This is a genomic window from [Clostridium] scindens, from assembly GCF_019597925.1.
GTDB lineage: Bacteria > Bacillota > Clostridia > Lachnospirales > Lachnospiraceae > Clostridium_AP.
Genome location: NZ_CP080442.1, coordinates 1,886,119 through 1,906,788, shown reverse-complemented (window position 1 = coordinate 1,906,788; position 20,670 = coordinate 1,886,119). Strand labels below are relative to the sequence as shown.

The 20,670-nt window shown below is 49.8% G+C and carries 21 protein-coding genes and 1 pseudogene; 1 reads left to right on the top strand and 21 read right to left on the bottom strand.

The window, feature by feature from the left end; translation table 11 throughout:
• Window positions 1-50: 50 nt before the first annotated feature.
• From K0036_RS09195 to K0036_RS09100, 20 genes and pseudogenes are all read right to left on the bottom strand, one after another.
• The gene (locus K0036_RS09195) at window positions 51-1,433 is read right to left on the bottom strand and encodes a sensor histidine kinase (RefSeq protein ID WP_259283423.1); all 1,383 of its coding nucleotides are present in this window, start codon (window positions 1,431-1,433) and stop codon (window positions 51-53) included.
• Window positions 1,424-2,083 (bottom strand): annotated as a pseudogene (locus K0036_RS09190) (response regulator transcription factor). The gene K0036_RS09195 and the pseudogene K0036_RS09190 overlap by 10 nt, the downstream one beginning before the upstream one ends.
• Window positions 2,076-2,831 carry a lantibiotic immunity ABC transporter MutG family permease subunit gene (locus K0036_RS09185; protein WP_220431226.1) on the bottom strand — a complete coding sequence of 252 codons (756 nt, stop codon included), beginning with the start codon at window positions 2,829-2,831 and terminating at the stop codon, window positions 2,076-2,078. Before K0036_RS09185 ends, K0036_RS09190 begins: the two are co-directional and overlap by 8 nt.
• A complete protein-coding gene (locus K0036_RS09180; RefSeq protein WP_220431225.1) occupies window positions 2,832-3,596 on the bottom strand; it encodes a lantibiotic immunity ABC transporter MutE/EpiE family permease subunit in 765 nt (254 codons plus the stop codon).
• A complete protein-coding gene (locus K0036_RS09175; RefSeq protein ID WP_220431224.1) occupies window positions 3,589-4,302 on the bottom strand; it encodes a lantibiotic protection ABC transporter ATP-binding protein in 714 nt (237 codons plus the stop codon). The genes K0036_RS09180 and K0036_RS09175 overlap by 8 nt, the downstream gene beginning before the upstream one ends.
• A 154-nt stretch (window positions 4,303-4,456) precedes the next feature.
• Window positions 4,457-5,191: an amino acid ABC transporter ATP-binding protein gene (locus K0036_RS09170; RefSeq protein ID WP_173693322.1), complete on the bottom strand. Its 735-nt coding sequence runs from the start codon at window positions 5,189-5,191 to the stop codon at window positions 4,457-4,459.
• Window positions 5,181-5,861 (bottom strand): amino acid ABC transporter permease, encoded by a 681-nt coding sequence (locus tag K0036_RS09165; RefSeq protein ID WP_025643560.1) that lies wholly within the window; start codon window positions 5,859-5,861, stop codon window positions 5,181-5,183. Before K0036_RS09165 ends, K0036_RS09170 begins: the two co-directional genes overlap by 11 nt.
• A gap of 14 nt (window positions 5,862-5,875) precedes the next feature.
• Window positions 5,876-6,667: a transporter substrate-binding domain-containing protein gene (locus K0036_RS09160; RefSeq protein WP_025643562.1), complete on the bottom strand. Its 792-nt coding sequence runs from the start codon at window positions 6,665-6,667 to the stop codon at window positions 5,876-5,878.
• Between the two features lie 120 nt (window positions 6,668-6,787).
• Window positions 6,788-7,684: a ComEC/Rec2 family competence protein gene (locus K0036_RS09155; protein ID WP_173693321.1), complete on the bottom strand. Its 897-nt coding sequence runs from the start codon at window positions 7,682-7,684 to the stop codon at window positions 6,788-6,790.
• 42 nt (window positions 7,685-7,726) lie between these two features.
• Window positions 7,727-8,131, bottom strand: a complete 405-nt coding sequence (locus tag K0036_RS09150; RefSeq protein ID WP_227060710.1) for a transporter — start codon at window positions 8,129-8,131, stop codon at window positions 7,727-7,729.
• Between the two features lie 151 nt (window positions 8,132-8,282).
• A complete protein-coding gene (locus K0036_RS09145; protein ID WP_173693320.1) occupies window positions 8,283-9,293 on the bottom strand; it encodes a GGGtGRT protein in 1,011 nt (336 codons plus the stop codon).
• Window positions 9,294-9,313: 20 nt separating this feature from the next.
• Window positions 9,314-10,006, bottom strand: a complete 693-nt coding sequence (locus K0036_RS09140) for an iron-sulfur cluster assembly scaffold protein (RefSeq protein WP_004606215.1) — start codon at window positions 10,004-10,006, stop codon at window positions 9,314-9,316.
• 98 nt (window positions 10,007-10,104) lie between these two features.
• Entirely contained in the window at window positions 10,105-11,532 is a 1,428-nt protein-coding gene (locus K0036_RS09135; protein WP_220431223.1) for a GNAT family N-acetyltransferase, read from the bottom strand.
• Window position 11,533: 1 nt separating this feature from the next.
• The gene (locus K0036_RS09130; RefSeq protein ID WP_220431222.1) at window positions 11,534-12,991 is read right to left on the bottom strand and encodes a GNAT family N-acetyltransferase; all 1,458 of its coding nucleotides are present in this window, start codon (window positions 12,989-12,991) and stop codon (window positions 11,534-11,536) included.
• A 3-nt stretch (window positions 12,992-12,994) separates the two neighbouring features.
• On the bottom strand, window positions 12,995-14,239 hold the full coding sequence (locus K0036_RS09125) for a competence/damage-inducible protein A (protein ID WP_220431221.1): 1,245 nt from the start codon (window positions 14,237-14,239) through the stop codon (window positions 12,995-12,997).
• Between the two features lie 3 nt (window positions 14,240-14,242).
• Window positions 14,243-14,785 carry a CDP-diacylglycerol--glycerol-3-phosphate 3-phosphatidyltransferase gene (gene pgsA / locus K0036_RS09120; protein WP_173693316.1) on the bottom strand — a complete coding sequence of 181 codons (543 nt, stop codon included), beginning with the start codon at window positions 14,783-14,785 and terminating at the stop codon, window positions 14,243-14,245.
• Window positions 14,782-16,107, bottom strand: a complete 1,326-nt coding sequence (rimO, locus tag K0036_RS09115; protein WP_220431220.1) for a 30S ribosomal protein S12 methylthiotransferase RimO — start codon at window positions 16,105-16,107, stop codon at window positions 14,782-14,784. The genes pgsA and rimO overlap by 4 nt, the downstream gene beginning before the upstream one ends.
• Before the next feature lie 99 nt (window positions 16,108-16,206).
• Complete coding sequence (gene rpoZ / locus K0036_RS09110) at window positions 16,207-16,446, bottom strand: DNA-directed RNA polymerase subunit omega (protein WP_009249326.1); 240 nt, start codon at window positions 16,444-16,446, stop codon at window positions 16,207-16,209.
• 5 nt (window positions 16,447-16,451) lie between these two features.
• The gene (gene gmk / locus K0036_RS09105; protein WP_173693314.1) at window positions 16,452-17,072 is read right to left on the bottom strand and encodes a guanylate kinase; all 621 of its coding nucleotides are present in this window, start codon (window positions 17,070-17,072) and stop codon (window positions 16,452-16,454) included.
• Window positions 17,073-17,091: 19 nt separating this feature from the next.
• Window positions 17,092-17,973: a YicC/YloC family endoribonuclease gene (locus K0036_RS09100; protein WP_220431219.1), complete on the bottom strand. Its 882-nt coding sequence runs from the start codon at window positions 17,971-17,973 to the stop codon at window positions 17,092-17,094.
• A gap of 131 nt (window positions 17,974-18,104) precedes the next feature.
• On the opposite strand from K0036_RS09100, the gene K0036_RS09095 reads away from it, so the two are divergent.
• Window positions 18,105-19,844 carry an Rqc2 family fibronectin-binding protein gene (locus tag K0036_RS09095; RefSeq protein ID WP_220431218.1) on the top strand — a complete coding sequence of 580 codons (1,740 nt, stop codon included), beginning with the start codon at window positions 18,105-18,107 and terminating at the stop codon, window positions 19,842-19,844.
• 34 nt (window positions 19,845-19,878) lie between these two features.
• Here the strand turns inward: K0036_RS09095 and K0036_RS09090 are convergent, their stop codons facing one another.
• Complete coding sequence (locus K0036_RS09090) at window positions 19,879-20,652, bottom strand: CpsD/CapB family tyrosine-protein kinase (RefSeq protein ID WP_173693311.1); 774 nt, start codon at window positions 20,650-20,652, stop codon at window positions 19,879-19,881.
• Window positions 20,653-20,670 lie beyond the last annotated feature (18 nt).

The window sequence follows — 20,670 nt, the reverse complement described above, 5'->3', positions numbered from 1 at the left end:
TACAAACAAAGGCCATCAGACATATGCCGTATATATCTGATGGCCTTTTTCTATTCTAATCTAAGATACAGCGTTACTTCCCCGCCGCCTGTCTCTTCGGAGTTGGAAAGCAGGAGCCTTCCCCCCTGGGCCTTGGCAAACCTGGCCGCCGTATAAAGCCCGATGCCGTGATGGCTCCTGCCATGGCGGCTTTCATCGCCTTGATAGAACTGCTCTGTGGCATGGGCCAAGTCTCTGGCATCAAATCCCCTGCCCCAGTCCGTCACCTTTGCAGCAAGATATGCCTGCCCTTCTTCCAGGACAATCTGGAGGTCTATCCGTAACTCTTTGCCTTCGGGATTATACTCCAAGGCATTGCCGATCAGATTGTTCCATGCCCGTTCAATCTGGCTGTAGTCGCACCTGGCGTCTCCTGCCAGTTCCCCCTTTATAGAAAGGACTTCCTGCCTGGAGGCAGCCGCAAGAATCCTTGCCTGCTCTTCCAGCCGCTCTCCCAGTTCCTGACAGCTGATTTTCTCTTCTACGACAGATTCTTTTGGGGACATCAGCATTTCTCGAAGCAGGGCAAGATAATGCTCGATTTCCGCTACATTCCTTAGAATATACTGATTATACTCCTGCTCCTCTTCTGCAAGGCTTCCTTCCTCCAGAAGCTGCGCGTTTCCCTTGATGATCGTAAGGGGCGTCTTGATATCATGTGCCAGAGCCGCGATCTGCTCCTGCGTCTCCTTCTCCTGATTCCACTGCTCTTCCAGGGATTCCTTTAACGCGCATTTCATCTTGTATAGGGAATCCATCACCTGATCGATCTCCTTGATATCGGAATGTTCCTCGTCGAATTCCAGATCTCTCCTCTGAATCTTCTGCGTCATCTCATTCATGGCCTCAAGCCTCCGTGACAGATGTTTCCCAAAACTGCGCGCCAGTATAACTGTCTGAACAAGGAACAGCAGGACAAAGAGAATCACTATCATGATCGCTGGGCTTGGCAGGTAACGGTTCCATACTGCGTTCGTATATCTGGCCTCAATGAAATAGTTAACGATACAGAGTTCTCCATCTTCCTTGGCAATGAAACGGTAGTATCCCTTGCCCCTTGCATAGATATTATCTTCCTTATAGTTCTTCCACGCTTCCTTGGCTTCTACCTCCCCATAAGTCCCATAAAGATAGGTGCCGTCTTTGTCATAAACCCCGTAGCCGCACCCTTCCGGAAGAATCTCTTTTGTAACCTTGTCGGCTTTTTTGATGGCGGAAACGTTTTCGTTCAGCCGGGTCTGCATATCATCTGCCCTGCGGATGCTTCCTATATTAATCAGCACACTGAAGGCAAGGAAAAGGATGCCCAGGATCAAAAGCGTATTGACGCAGAACAGGCTGATATATCGAATGAATATGGCTGCTATCGTCTTTGGCTTTCTTTTTACTTCCATCGGTATCCAATCCCCCATACGGTCTCTATCGGCGCAAATCCCGCCTTCTGGCACTTGCCCCTTATGTTCTTGATATGTTCTGTAATCGCGGAACTGTCGCCTTCCCCGTCATATCCAAAGACATGCTCATAGATTCTGTCTTTGGAAAACACCTATCCGTGATTCAATGCCAGGTACTCGCAGATCGCATACTCGCTTTTGGTCAGTTCCAGCGCCTTTCCTTCATACACCGCTTGCTTTGCCTGAAGCAGGAACTGCACGTCTCCCACCGAGACCGCATTCTTCTTCTGTCTTCCCTCTCTTCTTAGATGGGCTGCAACCCTTGCCCGCAGTTCTCCGATTCCAAAGGGCTTGGTAATGTAGTCATCCCCGCCGATGCCAAGGCCTTCCATAATATCCGCCTCCTGAACCTTGGCCGTCAAAAACAGGATGGGGCAGTCTACCTGGTCCCGGATGTCCCGGCACAGGGAAAACCCATCCTGCCCCGGCATCATCACATCCAGCAGGATCAGCTGGTACGCATTCAGATTCAATTCCCCGATCTTCAGAGGATCGCTTAGAAGCGTCACGTCATAGCCCTCCTTTGCCAGCGCATTCTTGATCAGCATCAGTATATCTTTTTCATCGTCAATCGCCAATATCCTAGTCATTGCATTGCCTTCCTTCATATAGTCCGAACCACAGGAATACCAGGATCCAGATGCCTGCCGATACCAGCAGGCAGACCAGCATAGTTTCTCCCTTAAGGCCTGCGGCTGCCATCTCTTTTCTCCCTGAATCATATAATAGCAGATATGAAGCCCATCTTCCAGTGTAAGCGCATGGGACATACTGCCAGATTCCTTCCCCCAGGCCCGTAAGGAACAATGCCGCCACCAGGGACTCGCTGATTCCTATGCACATAGAGATGCCTTTGGATGCCTTCAAGTTCAAAAATAGATGGATCAGATACAGGTTTGCCAGGCTTACCGTCATAGCCACAATGATGGCCATATACGCCTTCTGGCTGACGGATGCCTTTCCCAGCAGGTACCGGTATCCCAGCACAAATCCCTCCACCGCCAGGCAGATGGCACCAAATCCCCACAAGGCAAGGACGATCCATTTCCCCAGCAGCGGGCTGTGCTTGCGGGTCGTCGTGCTCAGGAACGTTTGAAAATGATTCTGCGCCTCCAATTCCACCGACATGGAGCACAGCACGCTTGCCACCACAGGCAGCGCGATGGCCAGCACCTGTATATAGCCGCTGACCTGCCCCATATCGCCAAACGCGGCGAAACGATAGTAGCCCAGGAAGATGGCCGCTCCTGCCGCGGGAATCAGCAGATGAAGAAGCGGCAGCAAGGTGTGCTTCATCTTCCAGGATTCCGCCCTTAGCGTACGAAATACTTCTCTCATTTAGCCTCTCACCGTCCTTTCATATAGTTTCCTTCCGGCTATCCAGAATACGGCAAGCCATAGCATGGAGGCGGCGATTCCTGGCAACAGGGCGCCTGTATCCAGCAGTTCCGGCGAGAATGTCATCTCACCAGGTCTTGCCGGAAGCCCGTTGGGAAGCACCCCGATCACGCTGCACATCAGCCTGGAGGCAATGGCCTGCGGGATCAGGAAGAAATAGGACTTCAAGGAAGCCGTGGCGGCTATGACGAAGTATGTGCCCATATTTAGAAGCAGCATCGGGAAGATCCCCATAATCTGCTGAAGCATCAGGCAGAATGGCACCTGCCAGACAAACGTTACCAGCAGCAGCGCCGTCGCCGCCACCTGGCTTCCCAGGGACGGATACACTGCAAAAGACATTTGCATGCCTCTTTGAAGGATTGCGGCAATTACGACGGACGCGGCAAATATGACGATCAGAGCCACAGCGGCTTCTCGTATGACATATAGCACCTTGCCGTCCCAGACATGCTTTGGATCTTCCGGCAGCGTAAGGATGGAACGGTTCCCCATCTTCTTATCCCGCTGTCCCGCAAGTCCGCATATCAGGCTTACGAGCCCTGGAAACAGCATCATATACCACCAGTTGTAACTGTCAATGGTGAAGAATCTGCTGGTCAGTACGGCTGACAGGATCACGCTGATAAGCGGCATTAGAATTGTTAATCTGCCGATGGCTGAATGACGATTCTTTAGTTTTTCCGCCTTATAAAATCTATGCATCTCTCTCCCTCCCCGCCTGCTCCATCGCAATCTTCATAAATAGTTCTTCCAGATGGTTTTTCTTTGGCATTCCCCCTTGATATCCCAGCGTCCCGCCGGCAATAATCCCGATATAGTCTGCCGTCTGCTCGATCTCGCTTAGAATATGGCTGGAAACAATAACGGTAATCCCCTGTTCCGGAAATCTTCGTATCATCTGGCGCAGATCCTGGATGCCGATGGGATCCAGCCCATTCACCGGCTCATCCAGAACCAGCAGTTTGGGTCGGTTCAGCAAGGCAATGGCGATTCCAAGTCTTTGCTTCATTCCCAAAGAGAATTCTCCCGCCTTCTTTTTGCCGGTATCTTTTAAGTCCACCTGTTCCAGCACCTCTTCGATTCTTTCATCTTGCACGCCCAGGATGATGGCGCGTACCTTCAGATTTTCCCATGCCGTCAGGTTCTCGTATACGGGCGGCGTCTCAACGAGCGCCCCGATGTCTGCCAGATCCTTTCTGGACCATGGGTGGCCCTGGAAGCGTATCTGCCCCGATGTGGGCCTTAAGATGCCTGTGATCATCTTAAGAAGCGTAGACTTGCCTGCCCCGTTGGGGCCAAGCAGGCCATATACGCAGTTTTCAGGGACGCACAGGGAAATATTCTTTACTGCCTCCTGGCTGCGGAATGTTTTGGTCAATGTCTGGGTTTCTAGTATGGTATGATTCATATCTGATTCCTCCTTATGAGGACAGTATAGAATACATTTCTAAAGAATTTATAAGGAAATGCAGCAAAGTTTCCTATGATACAAAAAAGAGCCGGAAATGCAAGCAGATTATGCTTCCATCTCCAGCCCTTATGCGCTTTGCCGTGCAGGCGTGCTAGATCAATACTTTATTCAGGAAATCAATGGTTCTTGGATTCTGCGGATTGCCAAAAACTTCTTTTGGCTTCCCTTCTTCCACGATCACGCCATCATCCATGAAGATCACCCTGTGTGCCACTTCCTTGGCAAATCCCATCTCGTGAGTAACCACGACCATGGTCATGCCCTCTGCGGCCAGGCGCTTCATGACTTCCAGCACTTCTCCTACCATCTCTGGGTCAAGCGCGGAAGTCGGCTCATCAAAAAGCATGATGTCCGGATTCATGGCCAGCGCCCGGGCAATCGCCACACGCTGCTTCTGTCCGCCGGAAAGCTGCGCCGGATAGACATCTGCCTTTTCTTCAAGCCCTACGGTCTTGAGAAGTTCCTTTGCCTTCTTATCGGCTTCATCCTTTGACATCTTCTTTAATTCTACCGGAGCCATGGTGATGTTTTCCAATACGGACAGATGCGGGAAGAGATTAAAATGCTGGAATACCATGCCGATATTCTCTCTCACCTTATTGATATCAATGCTTTTATCTGATATCTGGTAGCCGTCCACTACAACGGTTCCGTCCGTGATATCCTCCAGCCTGTTCAGGCATCTGAGAAATGTGCTCTTTCCTGAGCCGGAAGGGCCGATGAGGCATACGACCTCGCCTTCTCTTACCTCCACATCCATTCCTTTCAATACCTGAAGCTTGCCAAAATTCTTCTTCAGTCCTTTTACGCTAATCTTACTTTCCATATGACACCTTCCTCTCTACCAGTTTTGCTACTCTGGAAAGGATCGTGCATACCACCAGATAGAATAACGCTACAACAATCCAGATTGCCATAACCCTTGTGGATGAATTGGCAGCAATGATCTTGCCGTTCTGGGTCAGTTCTCTTGGTCCGATTACAGATATCAAAGAAGTATCCTTCAAGGAAATGATAAACTGGTTGATGATGGACGGAAGCATGGTGCGGAATGCCTGTGGAAGGATAATCTTCCACATTGCCTTCTTATAAGGAAGGCCCAGACTCCTTGCTGCTTCCATCTGCCCCTTATCCACTGCCTCAATACCGCCGCGGATGATCTCCGCCATATAGGCTCCGGCATTAAAACTGAGCGTTACCACGCCTGCGACGAAGGCTGATGTAAATCCTCCGATTGCCGGCCACTGGAACTGCAGAAACTGCGTCAGTCCATAGTACATGATAAATACCTGGACCAGCAGAGGGGTTCCTCTGACAATGTCTATGTAAATATTGGCAATGAATTGCAGCGGCTTGATCTTGGAGACATTGAATAATCCCACGATGGTTCCGATGATCGTCGCAAAGATCAGGGAAAACACCGTCATCTCCAGCGTGATCATCAGCGCTTTGCAAAAAGATGGCCAATATTCCTGTAGTACTCGAATGATATCCATGGTAAGACTCCTATCTACTTCTTAATGTATGTATCTAATATTTCATCATATTTGCCGCTTTCCTTCAGGTTTGCAAGTCCAGCATTGAACATCTTAAGAAGTTCCGCGTTCTCGCCCTTCATAACGGCGAAGCCATAAGGCGCGCCTTTTTCCATATCTAAAGGAAGCTTCAGTTCCAGTCCGCGGGAAATCTCATATCCCATAACCGGATAATCTTCAAAACATGCAACCGTATTTCCGGATATAACATCCTGGTACATGGTAGAAGAATCTTCAAACTGTGTCACCGTAAATCCATACTGGTCCGCGATAGACTCCGCAAATGTACAGCCTTCCGTACCGAGTTTGGCCGCTACTGTCTTGCCCTTTAAGTCTTCATAAGAATCAATGTCAGAATCCTTCTTTACTGCCATTCCTACGCCGGACTGATAGTATTCATCTGAGAAATCATACTTCGCTTTTCTTTCATCCGTGATAGACATGCCAGCGATCACCGCATCGGCCTGTCCTGCCTCAAGAGCGTTGACTGCCGCCTGGAATCCGACGATCTGCAGCTCGTATTCAAATCCCTGGTCTTCTGCGATTGCAGCCAGGATATCCAGATCGATGCCTACCATATCGCCTTCATCATTCTCAAATTCAAATGGGGCAAATGTCGTGTCCGTGGCAACCTGGTACACTTTCTTGCCGTCATCTTTGCTGTCCTTCTTTTTGTCAGTCTTTCCCGCATCATCGCTGTCTCCGCACGCCGCAAGTGAGAATGCCATCGCGAGACATAAAAATGCTGCCAATAACTTCTTCTTCATACTCTTCTCTCCTTCTGCTTCATAAATCTCATATCCGTAAGTTTATGGATTTTGTATTTAACACTCCTATTATACACTGTTCCGTGCTAAAGCACCAGCATAATTTTTCGAATATTCCCACTATTTCTCACATTTCCACGAGATCTGGGTTCCATCGCTTACTGCCGTGATGGTACCTCTTAGATCCGTCCGGTAGATCTGGACATCATCATTTTCTAATTTGTCCAGAACCTCTGAATGTGGATGGCCATACCGATTCTCTTTTCCGCAGCTGATGACTGCCCACGTGGGATTGACAGCCGCAAGAAATTCATCGCTTGTAGCCGTGCTGCTTCCATGATGGCCGCACTTTAACACATCGCATTCCAGACTGCTTCCAAAGCGCTTTACCATTTCCTGCTCCGACTTCGCTTCGGCGTCCCCGCACATAACGAAGGAATTCTCTCCATGGACCAGTTTGATGCCAACGGATGAATTGTTCAGGTCATCCTGGCTTAAAAGTTCCGGCTTGGGACACAGGATGGTGAATTCCGCATCTCCCAGCGTAAAGATATCTCCTACCTCCGGGTACTTTACGTCCACATCGTATCGGCTGATCTCTTCCATTACCTCCTGGTAGGTCATGGTATCATTGGCTACCTCCGGCATGATCACCGTCTGTACTTCAAAGTTCTCCAGAACATTATCCCCTCCGCCGATGTGGTCTGCGTCCGGATGGCTGAGAAGAAGGTAATCCAGTTTCCCGATCCCTTGCTCCTTAAGATAGGAGACCACCCGCTCTCCCTGGTCATTATTGCCTACATCCATCACCATGTTCTGTCCGCCTGCCTGGATCAGCGTGCAGTCTCCCTGTCCTACATCCAGGAATGTGACTTTCATCTCGCCCTCGGCGATCGTATCTGCAATCTTCGCCTCCGGCTCGCCCAGCATGCCAGCCACATCGTCCAAACTTGCATATCCCGTGGCAACCAGCGCGGCTGCAATCACGAATGCTACGATTTTCTTAACGTTCTTCATATTTTTACTCCCCTTTTCTGTCTTGTCTCCCCCTAATATGTATCAATCCTTCTTGCCGTCTTTATCGTCTTTATCGTCCGTACGCCTTAAGAACTCGACAAAAGCAAAGACAATGGAAATCACGGTAAGCACGGCAACAATCAATTCAGACATATTGTTGGCATATTCTGCCTTTCCCGGCGCTATGGCTCCGAGAATCAGGAAATACACGCACCAGACAAGCCCCAGGCACAGCAGAAGAAAGGTCATATACTTCAGCACAAATGCAGCCTTGTCTACGAATTTGCGTCTCTTTAAAATCTCCCGCTCGGAGTAATTCTTCTTCACGGCCATTTTTACGCCTCCTCCCAGGAAGCCAATAATAATCCCTATTGATATCGCCCTGCTTATCATGTATAACGCGCCCATTTTCTCTTCATCCTTTTCCTTATTTGGATGCTGCTCCACAAATTTGCATCCTGATATAGGATACCATAAAAATGGCAAAACTGCAAAAGCGGAAAGCATTCTGCTTTCCGCTTTTGATCTATACATATTCATTTTCAAAACTTATCAGCACAACTCACAATTCCTGGAATCATTATAAAATAAGTTTTTCTTAGAACTTGCCAGCCTTAGCCGCTTCCTCTACAGAAACCGCAACTGCAACCGTCATACCAACCATCGGGTTGTTGCCTGCTCCGATCAGGCCCATCATCTCAACGTGAGCCGGTACGGAAGAGGATCCTGCAAACTGAGCGTCAGAGTGCATACGTCCCAATGTATCTGTCATGCCATAGGAAGCCGGTCCTGCGGCCATGTTGTCCGGGTGAAGGGTACGTCCTGTACCGCCGCCGGATGCTACGGAAAAGTACTTCTTGCCCTGCTCGATGCATTCTTTCTTGTAGGTGCCTGCAACCGGGTGCTGGAAACGTGTCGGGTTGGTAGAGTTTCCTGTGATGGATACGTCTACGCCTTCCTTGTGCATGATGGCAACGCCTTCGCGCACGTCATTGGCCCCATAGCAGTTTACCTTAGAGCGGAGTCCGTCAGAATAAGCAATTCTCTTTACTTCCTTCAGTTCTCCCGTATGATAGTCATATTCGGTCTGCACATATGTAAATCCGTTGATTCTGGAGATAATCTTCGCTGCGTCTTTTCCAAGTCCGTTCAGGATAACTCTCAGCGGTTTCTTACGAACCTTGTTGGCCTTCTCCGCAATACCGATAGCGCCCTCTGCAGCCGCGAAAGACTCATGTCCGGCCAGGAATGCGAAGCAGTCAGTGTCTTCTTCCAGAAGCATCTTGCCTAAGTTGCCGTGTCCAAGGCCTACTTTACGCTGGTCAGCTACGGAACCTGGAATACAGAAAGCCTGAAGTCCTTCTCCGATTGCTGCTGCTGCGTCTGCAGCATTCCTGCAGCCCTTCTTGATCGCGATAGCCGCGCCTACGATGTATGCCCAGCAGGCATTCTCGAAGCAGATCGGCTGAATCCCTTTTACCTGGTTGTATACGTCAAGTCCGGCATCCTTCGTAATCTGCTGAGCCTCTTCGATAGAAGCAATGCCATAACTATTTAATACTTCATTGATTTTATCAATTCTTCTTTCATATGATTCAAATAAAGCCATTTACTTGTCCTCCTGATTTTCTACTCTTTTCTCGGGTCAATGATTTTCACTGCGTCTGCAACACGTCCATACTGTCCCTTTGCTTTCTCCCAAGCATCGTTCGGAGTATCGCCTGCTTTGATGAAGTCAGTGAATTTTCCAAGGCTTACGAACTGGTAACCGATAATCTCATCATTCTCATCCAATGCGATTCCTGTTACATATCCCTCTGCCATTTCAAGATAACGAGGACCTTTTGCCAATGTGCCATACATGGTTCCTACCTGGGAGCGAAGTCCCTTTCCAAGGTCTTCTAAGCCTGCTCCGATCGCAAGTCCGTCTTCGGAGAACGCGCTCTGTGTCCTTCCGTATACGATCTGAAGGAATAATTCCCTCATTGCTGTATTGATGGCATCGCAGACAAGGTCTGTATTCAATGCTTCTAAAATCGTCTTGCCCGGAAGAATCTCTGATGCCATGGCTGCAGAGTGCGTCATTCCTGAGCATCCGATGGTCTCTACCAACGCTTCCTGGATAATACCGTCTTTAACATTTAATGAAAGTTTACAGGCACCCTGCTGCGGAGCACACCAGCCGACACCATGCGTAAAACCTGAAATATCTTTAACTTCCTTAGCCTGTACCCACTTTGCCTCTTCCGGAATCGGAGCTGGCCCGTGATTTGCACCCTGAGCTACAGGACACATCATTTCTACTTCATGTGAATAAATCATTTTAAAACTCCTTTCAAATTTGCATGATTTTCTGTCGTAAGGTTCGTTATATCTTTAACACCATACTTACTTTATTTTCTCATATTATTCAATATTCGTCAATTGTCACTTTCTATCAAATTCCACAGTTCATTCCCCGTCATATATGGTCGAATTTCAGCCCCGGAATATTCAGAAAGAATCCACCCCCGGGAAAGCCTGTCGCCATCCTCGCTTCGGAATGCAAAAGTGAATCCGATTGCAAGACCGTCTTTTTCCAGCAGGAAGTTGGTCAGATACCGGTTATCCACAATCTCGCCTTCCATCATGCGTTTGAAATATGCGTCTGACAGTTCCTTGGCCGGATAACTATCCGGAACTTGGGCAAGCATCTTTTCCCGCAACGACTTGACGAAGGCGTCATTGCCATCCACCACATCCTCCACCTGGTACTCTTCTGCAGTGTCAAGGTTGATCACCCGGGTACGCAGGGCTGAATATTCTGCCGCATAATTTCCCGCAAAATAATGGTCGTCATAAGCCACGCTCAAAAGGCCTGCATCCATATAGGTAATCTTATACTTGACCTCGCTTGCAAGATAGGCCTCCTGCTGCTCTTTGGCATATGCCTTGATATCCTCGTCGGGAACAAGATAAAAGCGGTTCGCGTTAGCCATAGCCGCGTCCTTAAGTATCTGGTTCACCTCCGCGTCCTTGCCGCTTGAAAGTCCATGTACTTGAGGATAGCTGATATGGAAGTTTATATTGCTCTTTCCTTCTTTTTTCTCTTCCTCATAAGTCTCTTCTGCAACTTCGTAAGGAAGATTCTCTGCCACATAAGCCTCGATATCTTCTAACTCCACGTCATCGACGGTGGCTTCTTTTTGCCCGTCATCCGAGCCATCGTTCCCATAGTCTTCTTCGTCTTGGGCGTCATCGTCTGGCCTGGAGCCAGCATCTTCAGAGGGGAGGGAACTCTCCGTCGTCTTCTTGGCCTTGTCGGCCTGGATTTCGGTTGCTACTTTCCTGCCGAGAAAAACGCCGCAGACGGCCAGCAGGACGATCGCAGCAACGACCGCCCCAATGATAAGGCCCAAAGCCAGCCTATTCTTTTTTCCCTGCGGCTTTACCTGGGACGGCGATATCATACGCTCCATTGGGATATAAACAGCCTCTCCCCGTGTCTGCTCTTCTGCATACGCTGTAAATCCGCAGTGCTTAAAGAAGCCTGTCATACCGGGGGCAGCCTCCACCGTTATTCGAAGAACAGAATATCTCTGGCTGCAGGCCTGGCACAGCATGTCTATCAGCGCCGTTCCCATCTTATGCCCTCTATGCGCCTCTGCCACATAGACCATAAGAATCCGGCCTCTGTCATCTGCCATGGCCCACCCCAGTAATTCGCTGCCCGCATAGCAGCCGGCAATCGTCACCTGGCCTTTTGCGACCATCTGCAGCAGCTGTTCCTGCGAATATTCCATCCGGACATTCCCGGCCATTTGAAGCGCCCTGGCTATATCCGTACTTTCAATATTACGTATTTCCATATTATAACCCCGTCCAGAAATCGCTGTCCGTCCTGAATTCTGCGATCTCATCATAATCAAACGGCGCCGTCACCCAGATATAGCCCAGATTGTTGGCGTCTCCTTCTTTGTAATTCAGGTTGTAGCCAATCTCAATTCCATCTGCATCCAGGAAGAAATTCACCTCATACACGCCATCCAGGGAATCTCCTTCCAGCGTCTTTTTCATGGCATCTTTATCCAGTTCAGACAGAAAAGCGTCATTGTCCGCCTCGTCCCTCATAATATCAGCCCACTCAGCCAGAAAGGCATCATCCAGCCTGATGATGTCCTTGACCTCATAGACCCTTCCGTCCTTGAGGCTGATATTGCAGGTCCGCAAATCCTGGTCGGAATATTCGGCCCCGCCCTGATAGCTGTAATCTTCGAAGGCCACGCTTAACAGGTCTTCAGACGCATAGGTCACCTTATACTTTACATAACTTACCAGCGCTGGCTGGGAAGAAGCCAGCACCCGCTCCTTCATCTCGTCCGAGGGATTGTCATAGATCTTATCTACCGTCTGTAACGCGCAGTTCTTCAACGCCTCGTTAACCTTTTCTTCTGCTTTGGCATCCTTAAGCCCGCTGATGACCGGATAATTAACGTTAAAGTCAATCATCGTAGTCTGTTTCTTATCATCCTGATATGTATATGCATCTTCCTCAAGGTCATAGGATAGTCTGTCCGCGATCTTCTGGGGGATTGCGTCAATCCCGGTCAATTCTCCGGCATCCGTGCTGTTCTGTCCGGCACCATCATCCCCGAAGTAATCATAGTCATGGTGGTCGTCATAATCATGGTCCCTGTCCTTATGGTCATATGGCTGCGTATATAAGTCCTGCTCCCGGAGCATATGTCTTACCTTTCTGCCAATGGCCACTCCTGCGATGATCAGAGCCAGTACCATTGCGATGCACACCGCGGTCACGATGATCACAGGGGCCTTTGACTTTTCTTTCACTGGCTGCATAAGTCCCGGTATCACTTGCATCTCCATAGGAACATAGCGTATGCCATTTACCTGCTGCTCTTCCCCTATCGCCTGCATGCCCATGTGGGCATACTTGGGAACCGCTCCCGGAGCGGCATTCACAGTAATCTTACTGACCCCCAACTTCTGCGCGCAGTAGTTATAGACGGCCTGGAACAGCATCCGTCCTATGCCTTTTCCCTGGCAATCCTTTCTGACATAGAACAGGCAGATGTGGCCCACGGACTTTACCGCCATGGTGCCACATAATTTCGTTCCTTCAAAGGCTCCGAAGAAGGTAATCTCTCCCTTCTGGTACATGTCTCTGATATTGTCATACTTAATAAATTCCTGGAACCGCGCTACGCCTTCCGGCGTATACGCAGGCGCCACATCTTCTGCAAAGACTTCCCATACCAGATGGAGAGCCGGAAGAATCTCATGCTGCTGCAATATTCTTACGTCCATCTTCTACCTCCTTTTCAATAACTCCTCCCGGAGCAGCGTCAATGCCCTTGCCACCGCATATTCCCGGTTCTTGTCCCTGTTGCCTGTAAAATAGAATTCCTCTACCCTTACATGGCCTTTTACATAGCACCCGATATAGACAAGGCCGACCGGCTTTTCCTCGGTTCCTCCGCCCGGTCCCGCAATTCCCGTTATGCTTAAGGAAGCATCCGCCCCGGCGGCGAGCGCCACGCCTTCCGCCATCTCATATGCCGTCTGAGGGCTCACCGCCCCATGCTGCATCAGCGTCTCCCGTTTCACACGAAGCAGTCGCTCCTTGGCATCATTGGAATAGGTGACATAGCCTTCCTTATAGACATTGGAGGCCCCCGGCACATTCGTGATCCGACCAGCCAGAAGTCCGCCGGTACAAGACTCCGCCGTCGTTACCGTCATGCCATCTTCTTCTAACATCCGCACGATGGCTTCCTCCAGAGTCACCTCTTCCTCCGTCGTATAGATCTTATCTCCAAAACGCTGGAAGAGTTCCTCCATCATAGGCGCCATCAACTCCTGTGCTTTTTCCTCGCTGTCTGCTTTGGCCGTCACCCGAAGATGCACCTCCCCCGTCTTGGCATAAGGCGCGATCGTCGGATTCGTCTGGGCATCCATCAGGTCTGAGATCATGGTCTCCGCCTTGCTTTCCCCGATGGAGCAGATCTTTGCCATCTTCGAATAGATGCCTTCCGGCTGCAGTTTATTCAGATATGGCGCAATGTCCTGCTCGAACATAGGCTTAATCTCATTAGGCGGTCCGGGAAGGAGAATGGCGATCTTCTCATTTTCCTCCAGAATCAGGCCCGGGGCCGTTCCGTTATGGTTATCCACTACCTTCGCGCCTTCCGGCACCAATGCCTGCTTCCAGTTATTCGGCGTCACCTGGTTGCTGTGAACCTGGCGAAAATATTGCTGGATACGCTCCTTGGTATGGGCATCCTCATAGAGTTCCCTGCCAAACACCTTGGCCGTCACTTCTTTTGTCAGATCATCCTTGGTAGGTCCAAGGCCGCCGCTTAAGATCAGGATATCGGACCTTGAAAGCCCCAGCCGGATCGCATCCTCCAGCCGCTCCTCATTGTCTCCTACCACGCTCTGGTAATAGCAGGATAATCCAAGCAGCGCGCATTTTTCCGCCAGATACGCGGCGTTGGTATTCACGATATTTCCTAATAATATCTCTGTACCAACGGATATCATTTCTACAGTCATCTCTTACATGCCTCCCTGTGTCAATACTTGTACGTTCTTTGCAACATAGTCAAACAAAGATACGATCGTCAGTATTAAGGATACCCAGATCAGTATGGTTCCAATCATGTCAAATGCGCCGCCCAGGTCCGCGATCAGCACGATGATCATGAACATCTGAGAGACCGTCTTGAACTTGCCCCAATAACTTGCGGCGATCACGATTCCAGCGTCAGATGCCACCAGGCGGAATCCGCTGATGATAAACTCTCTGGCAATAATCACGATCACGATCCATGCAGCCAGTTTCCCGGATGGGATCAGGCAGATCATGGCGGAGCATACCAGCAGCTTGTCTGCCAGCGGATCCATGAACTTTCCGAAATTGGTCACCAGATTCCTTGCGCGGGCAATCTTCCCGTCCAGCATGTCCGTAAGGCTGGCCACGCAGAATATCACCAGGGCAATCCACTTATTGGCTGCTCCTCCTACATCCGTCAGCATGAAAAACACGAAAAACGGTACCATAATCACTCTTAATACTGTCAGCTTATTTGGTAAATTCATTCCTTCAACTCTCCTATCAAATCGTATTCTAATGCGCCGGTCACCTTCACTTTGGCAAAATCTCCCGACATTAGTTCTGCTTCTGTATTTATGAAAATCAGGCCGTCCACGTTGGGCGCATCCTTATAAGTCCTTCCGACATAGGCATTTTCATCGGCCACTTTTCCTTCGATCATGACCAGCACTTCCCGGCCGATCATAGCCTCTGCCTGGTCAAATACAATCTCCTGCTGCAGTTCCATAATCTCCGCCTGACGCTCTTCCTTCACTTCTTCCGGCACCTGATCCGGCATGTCTGCCGCAGGCGTATCCTCTTCCGGAGAATAGGTAAATACGCCCAGACGGTCAAATTCCATCTCATCTACGAATTCCATCAGTTCTTCATGCTGTTCCTTCGTCTCTCCCGGGAATCCGGTGATCAGCGTGGTACGAAGGGCAATGTCCGGAATCTCGCTTCTAAGCCTTCCGATGATCTCTTCCAGCTGTTTCTTGGACGTTCTTCTTCCCATCCGCTTCAGGATATCATCATTGGCATGCTGGATTGGTAGATCCAGGTAGTGGCAGATCTTCTTCTCTTCCTTCATGACCTGGATCAGGTTCTCATCAATCTCTTCCGGATAGCAGTAGAGAATCCGTATCCAGCGGATGCCGCTGATCTTGCACAGTTCCCGAAGAAGCCTGTGCAGGGACTTCTCTCCATAGAGATCCTTTCCATATAACGTGGTCTCCTGGGCCACCAGAATCAGTTCCTTGACGCCCTGCCCGGCCAGTTCTCCGGCTTCTTTTATAAGGCGTTCCATGGGAACGCTTCGGAAGTTGCCCCGGATCTTGGGAATAATGCAGTAAGTGCAGTGCTTATCGCACCCTTCCGCAATCTTCAGATAGGCAAAATGCCCGCCCGTCGTCACCAGTCGCCCCGTATCCACCAGCGGCAGCGCGTCGATATCTTCCACTTCCACATGTCCTTTGCCAGCCAGCGCTTCCTCCACTGCTTCTACAATCTTGTCATAGGATGTGGTTCCCAGCACCGCATCCACTTCTGGTATCTCATCCAGAATCTCCTGCTGGTATCTCTGCGCCAGGCAGCCAGTCACAACCAGCACCTTAAGCCTTCCATCCGTCTTGTACTGCGCCATCTCCAGAATCGTCTGGATGCTCTCTTCCTTGGCATCATGGATGAAGCAGCAGGTATTGACGATAATGATATCCGCCTCCATCTCATCATCCACCATCTGGTATCCTTTGGCGTTAAGAAGTCCCAGCATGACTTCCGAATCCACCAGATTCTTGTCGCAGCCAAGGGATATAAATAATATGTTCATTCGTTCCTCCTTTTGGCAAGTCCTGTTCCCCATCCGGGGATTAGAAGAAAGGCAGATACCGCCCCGGCACCTGCCTTCTATTCACATACGTCATACGTATTAATCCTCTTCCTCGCCGACTACTTTGATCTTCGCCTGGTTCAATTCGTTAATTGCGATGGACAACGGCTTCTCTCCACTCTTCGCTGCAACCAGCGGCATAGCGCCGTCTATCAATTCCCTCGCCCTCTTGGCGGTGGCCATCACGATCGAATAGCGGCTGTTTACAACCTTGGTAGCGCCCTCTTCTACGTCTTTGTTAACGACCTTCATTAAATCTGTGTAAGATGGGTGTAACATGCTTGTTATTCTCCTTTCAACTCTTCCTTCATATGCTCTATAAATGCTTGATTACGAAAACTTCTTCTGTGCTCTCCCTGAATGATCCGATGCACCTCTTCTACGCATTCTGCAAGCACATCATTGACAATCAGGTAATCATACTTATCCATGCCTTCGGCTTCTTCCTTGGCCCGGTTCATGCGGAACTCGATGACATCCATCGTCTCCGTGCCACGGCCTACCAGGCGGTGCTTCAGTTCCTTCGCCGTCGGCGGAGTCACGAACAGAAGCAGCGTCTCCGGAAACTTCTCCTTAACCTTGAGAGCCCCCTGGATCTCTATCTCCAGGATCACATCTTTGCCTGCTTCCAGCTGTTCTTCTACATAGGCACGCGGAGTCCCATAGTAATTGTCCACGTATCTAGCATACTCTATCAGTTCATCTTTCGCAATCATTTTTTCAAATTCTTCCACCGTTTTGAAGAAATATTCCCGGCCCTCTTCCTCTCCCGGGCGGGGCTTCCTGGTGGTTGCAGAGATAGACAGCGCATAATTGTCATACTGCTTCAGCAGTTCTTTCATGATCGTGCCTTTGCCGGCTCCTGAGAAACCGGATACGACGATAAGAATTCCTTTTTTATTCATGGTCTTTTCCTCTCTCCCACTACTCGATATTCTGAATCTGCTCTCTTACTTTCTCAATCTCCGTCTTCAAGTCAATCCCAACGTTGGATACTTCCAGGTCATTGGCCTTGGAAAGGATCGTATTGGCCTCCCGGTTCATCTCCTGGGCAATGAAGTCAAGCTTGCGTCCAATCCCGGCCTCTTCGGACTGCAGGGTCTCCTTCATATGTATGATATGGCTGCGCAGCCTTACCACTTCTTCATCCGTGCAGATCTTATCCGCGAATATGACCACCTCGGCGGCAATCCTGCTCTCCTCGATCTGAGCATCCTCCAGCAGTTCCCGAACCTTGGTCTCCAGCTTCTCCCTGTACTCCGCCACGATCTTCGGCTTGCGCTCCTCGATATAGCCCACCAGATCCAGAAGCCCGTCTAGTTTTTCTATGATGTCTTTTTTAAGGTTGCTTCCTTCCAGCGTCCTGGTCTCCACAAACTGGCCGATGGCGCCTTCCAGAGCCTTTTTTAGGCCGTTCCAGAGTTCTTCCTCATCAATAACCTGCTCTTCCATGGTCAGTACTTCCGGACAGCGGGACAGCGTAGATACCCGGATATCATTTTCCAGGGAGAACTGCTCCTTCATCCGCCCAAAGCAGTCCATGTATTCCTGCGCCAGCGACTCATTATACTTCAGGGACATCTGGCTCTCGGTAAAGTCTTCATAGGAAATGAAGATGTCTACCTTGCCTCTCTGGATGCTCTGCTTTAACAAGCCGCGGATTGCTGTCTCGAAAAAATTCAGTTTCTTCGGCATACGGATATTGACATCCAGATAGCGGTGATTCACGCCCTTCATCTCAACCGTGAACTTGCGCTCCCCTTCCATCACTTCGCAGCGTCCGAACCCTGTCATACTTTTTATCATGATATGAACCTCTTCTTATAATATATTTGCTATATGTCTCTTAATTGCCACTGATAATTATAAGTCATTTGGCATATCCCGTCAACTATGTTATAATCTTCTTATTTCAGTAAGAAAGGATGGACATATCTATGGCATTTGACGGAATTACGGTTGCTGCAATGGTCCAGGAACTAAAAAACGCGCTGGCAGACGGACGGATCGCCAAGATCGCTCAGCCGGAGCCAGACGAGCTGCTGCTTACCATCAAGACTCCGGAGGGACAAAAAAGGCTCTATATCTCGGCCAGCGCATCCCTCCCTTTGATATATCTGACAGACGAGAATAAGCCTAGCCCCATGACAGCCCCCAACTTCTGCATGCTTCTTCGAAAGCATATTGGGAATGGACGGATCACCGGCATCTCCCAGCCCAAGCTGGAGCGTATCATCATCCTTGATATCGAGCATCTGGATGAATTGGGCGATCTGTGCAAGAAGCAACTGGTGATCGAGATTATGGGCAAGCACAGCAACATCATATTCTGCGACGATCAAGGCAGAATCATCGACAGCATCAAGCATGTCTCTGCGCAGATGAGTTCCGTGCGGGAAGTATTGCCCGGACGGGAATATTTTATACCGGATACTATGGCAAAGCACAATCCGCTTGCCACCACCGAGCCTTCCTTTAACCAGGCCCTTAAGGAGAAGCCGATGCCTCTTGGCAAGGCGATCTATACCAGTCTCACGGGAATCAGCCCGGTAGTAGCCGAAGAGATCTGCTATCTGGCAGGCCTGGAATCCGGCATGACTGCCGGAGACTTAAGCGACGATATGATGGCTCACCTGTACCGGCAATTTTCCTACTACATGGAAGATGTACGCCAAGGCGCATTCCATCCGGTCATCTATTACGAAGGGAACGCTCCCAAGGAGTTTGGCGCCCTGCCGCTGACGCACTACAGCGGCCTTGCCAGGAAGGAATTTGCTTCTATCTCCCAGGTGCTCAGCACCTACTATGCGACCAAGAATACCCTGACCCGCATCCGCCAGAAAAGCGCGGACTTACGCCATGTAGTACAGACAGCCCTGGAACGGAACCGTAAGAAGTACGATCTTCAGGCCAAGCAGTTAAGGGATACGCAGAATCGGGAAAAATACAAGGTCTACGGCGAACTGATCAACGCTTACGGCTACAATCTGGCTCCAGGCTCCAAGAACCTGGCTGCCCTTAATTATTACACTGGCCAGGAAGTTACCATTCCCCTGGATCCGACCATGACGCCCCAGGAGAATTCCCAGAAATATTTCGCCAAGTACAATAAGCAGAAACGTACCTTTGAGGCGCTCTCAGATCTCATCCAGGAAACCGCCGATGATATCCAATACCTGGAATCCATCAGCAATGCCCTGGACATTGCGTTAAGTGAGGCAGATCTGGCCCAGATCAAGGAAGAACTGATCCAGAGCGGGTACGTACGAAGAAAGTTCACCAAGAAAAAGGTGAAGCTGACCAGCAAGCCTCTGCACTATGTCTCCAGCGATGGCTACCATATGTATGTCGGCAAGAACAATCTGCAGAACGATGAACTGACCTTCTCTTTCGCCACAGGAAACGACTGGTGGTTCCACGCAAAAGGCGCGCCGGGCTCCCATGTCATCGTCAAAAGTAATGGAGAGGAATTGCCGGATCGCACCTTCGAAGAAGCCGGGCGGCTGGCTGCCTACTATTCCAAGAACAGAGGCAGCGACAAGGTAGAGATTGATTATGTAGAGAAAAAGCATGTGAAAAAGCCTAATGGGGCAAAGCCGGGGTTCGTGGTATACTATACCAACTATTCCCTGATGATCGATTCAGATATCTCCACTATAAAGGCCGTGCAGGACTAACCCGCACGGCCTTGCTGATACTTATACGTCTTGTCTATCGCTTCAAATCATCTCTGATATCCTGCTCCAGCCTCTCCTGGCTATAGGGATCCCCCGTCGGCTCCAGCATCTCTTTCTCACTGTCGCCATAGTACTTGCCATAGTATTTTCCATAATACTTTCCATAATAGCGGCCGGTCTTCTTACGGTCCACCTTATTGAGGACTACCCCCAGGATCGGACACCCAGAGCCTTGGAGCCGTTCTTTTACATCCTGCGCCATACGGTACTTGATCCCTCCGGATTCCAATACCATGACGGCTCCATCGCTATTCTTGGCAATGATCGCCCCGTCAACCACCATTCCAAGCGGAGGTGCGTCAATGATGATATAGTCATACAGGGCGCGCAGAGAATCCAGCATCTTCATATACCGCTCACCGGATAAGAGTTCGGTTGGATTCGGAGCCACAGGACCGGAGAAGATAATATGCAGTTTCGGCACATTGGTGGACATTACGACATCAGACAGCATACATTGCCCGGACAGGAAATGCGTCAGCCCCTTATCCACATGCTGTGCCTGAAGCCTGGAAACCATCACGGATTTCCGAAGATCCATATCAATCAGCAGCACCTTCTTCTTCAGTTCCGCCAAAGACACTGCCAGCCTTGTAGAAATCTTCGTCTTTCCTTCTCCCATAACGCTGCTGGTGACCATGATCACCTGCTTGTCATTGCCACAGAACTGAATATTGGTCCGAAGTGTCTTTACCGCCTCTCTAACCCCATAACTTAAAGGCTCCAAGTTTATCGTTGTCTTTTTCATAATGTTTCTTCCTGTCTC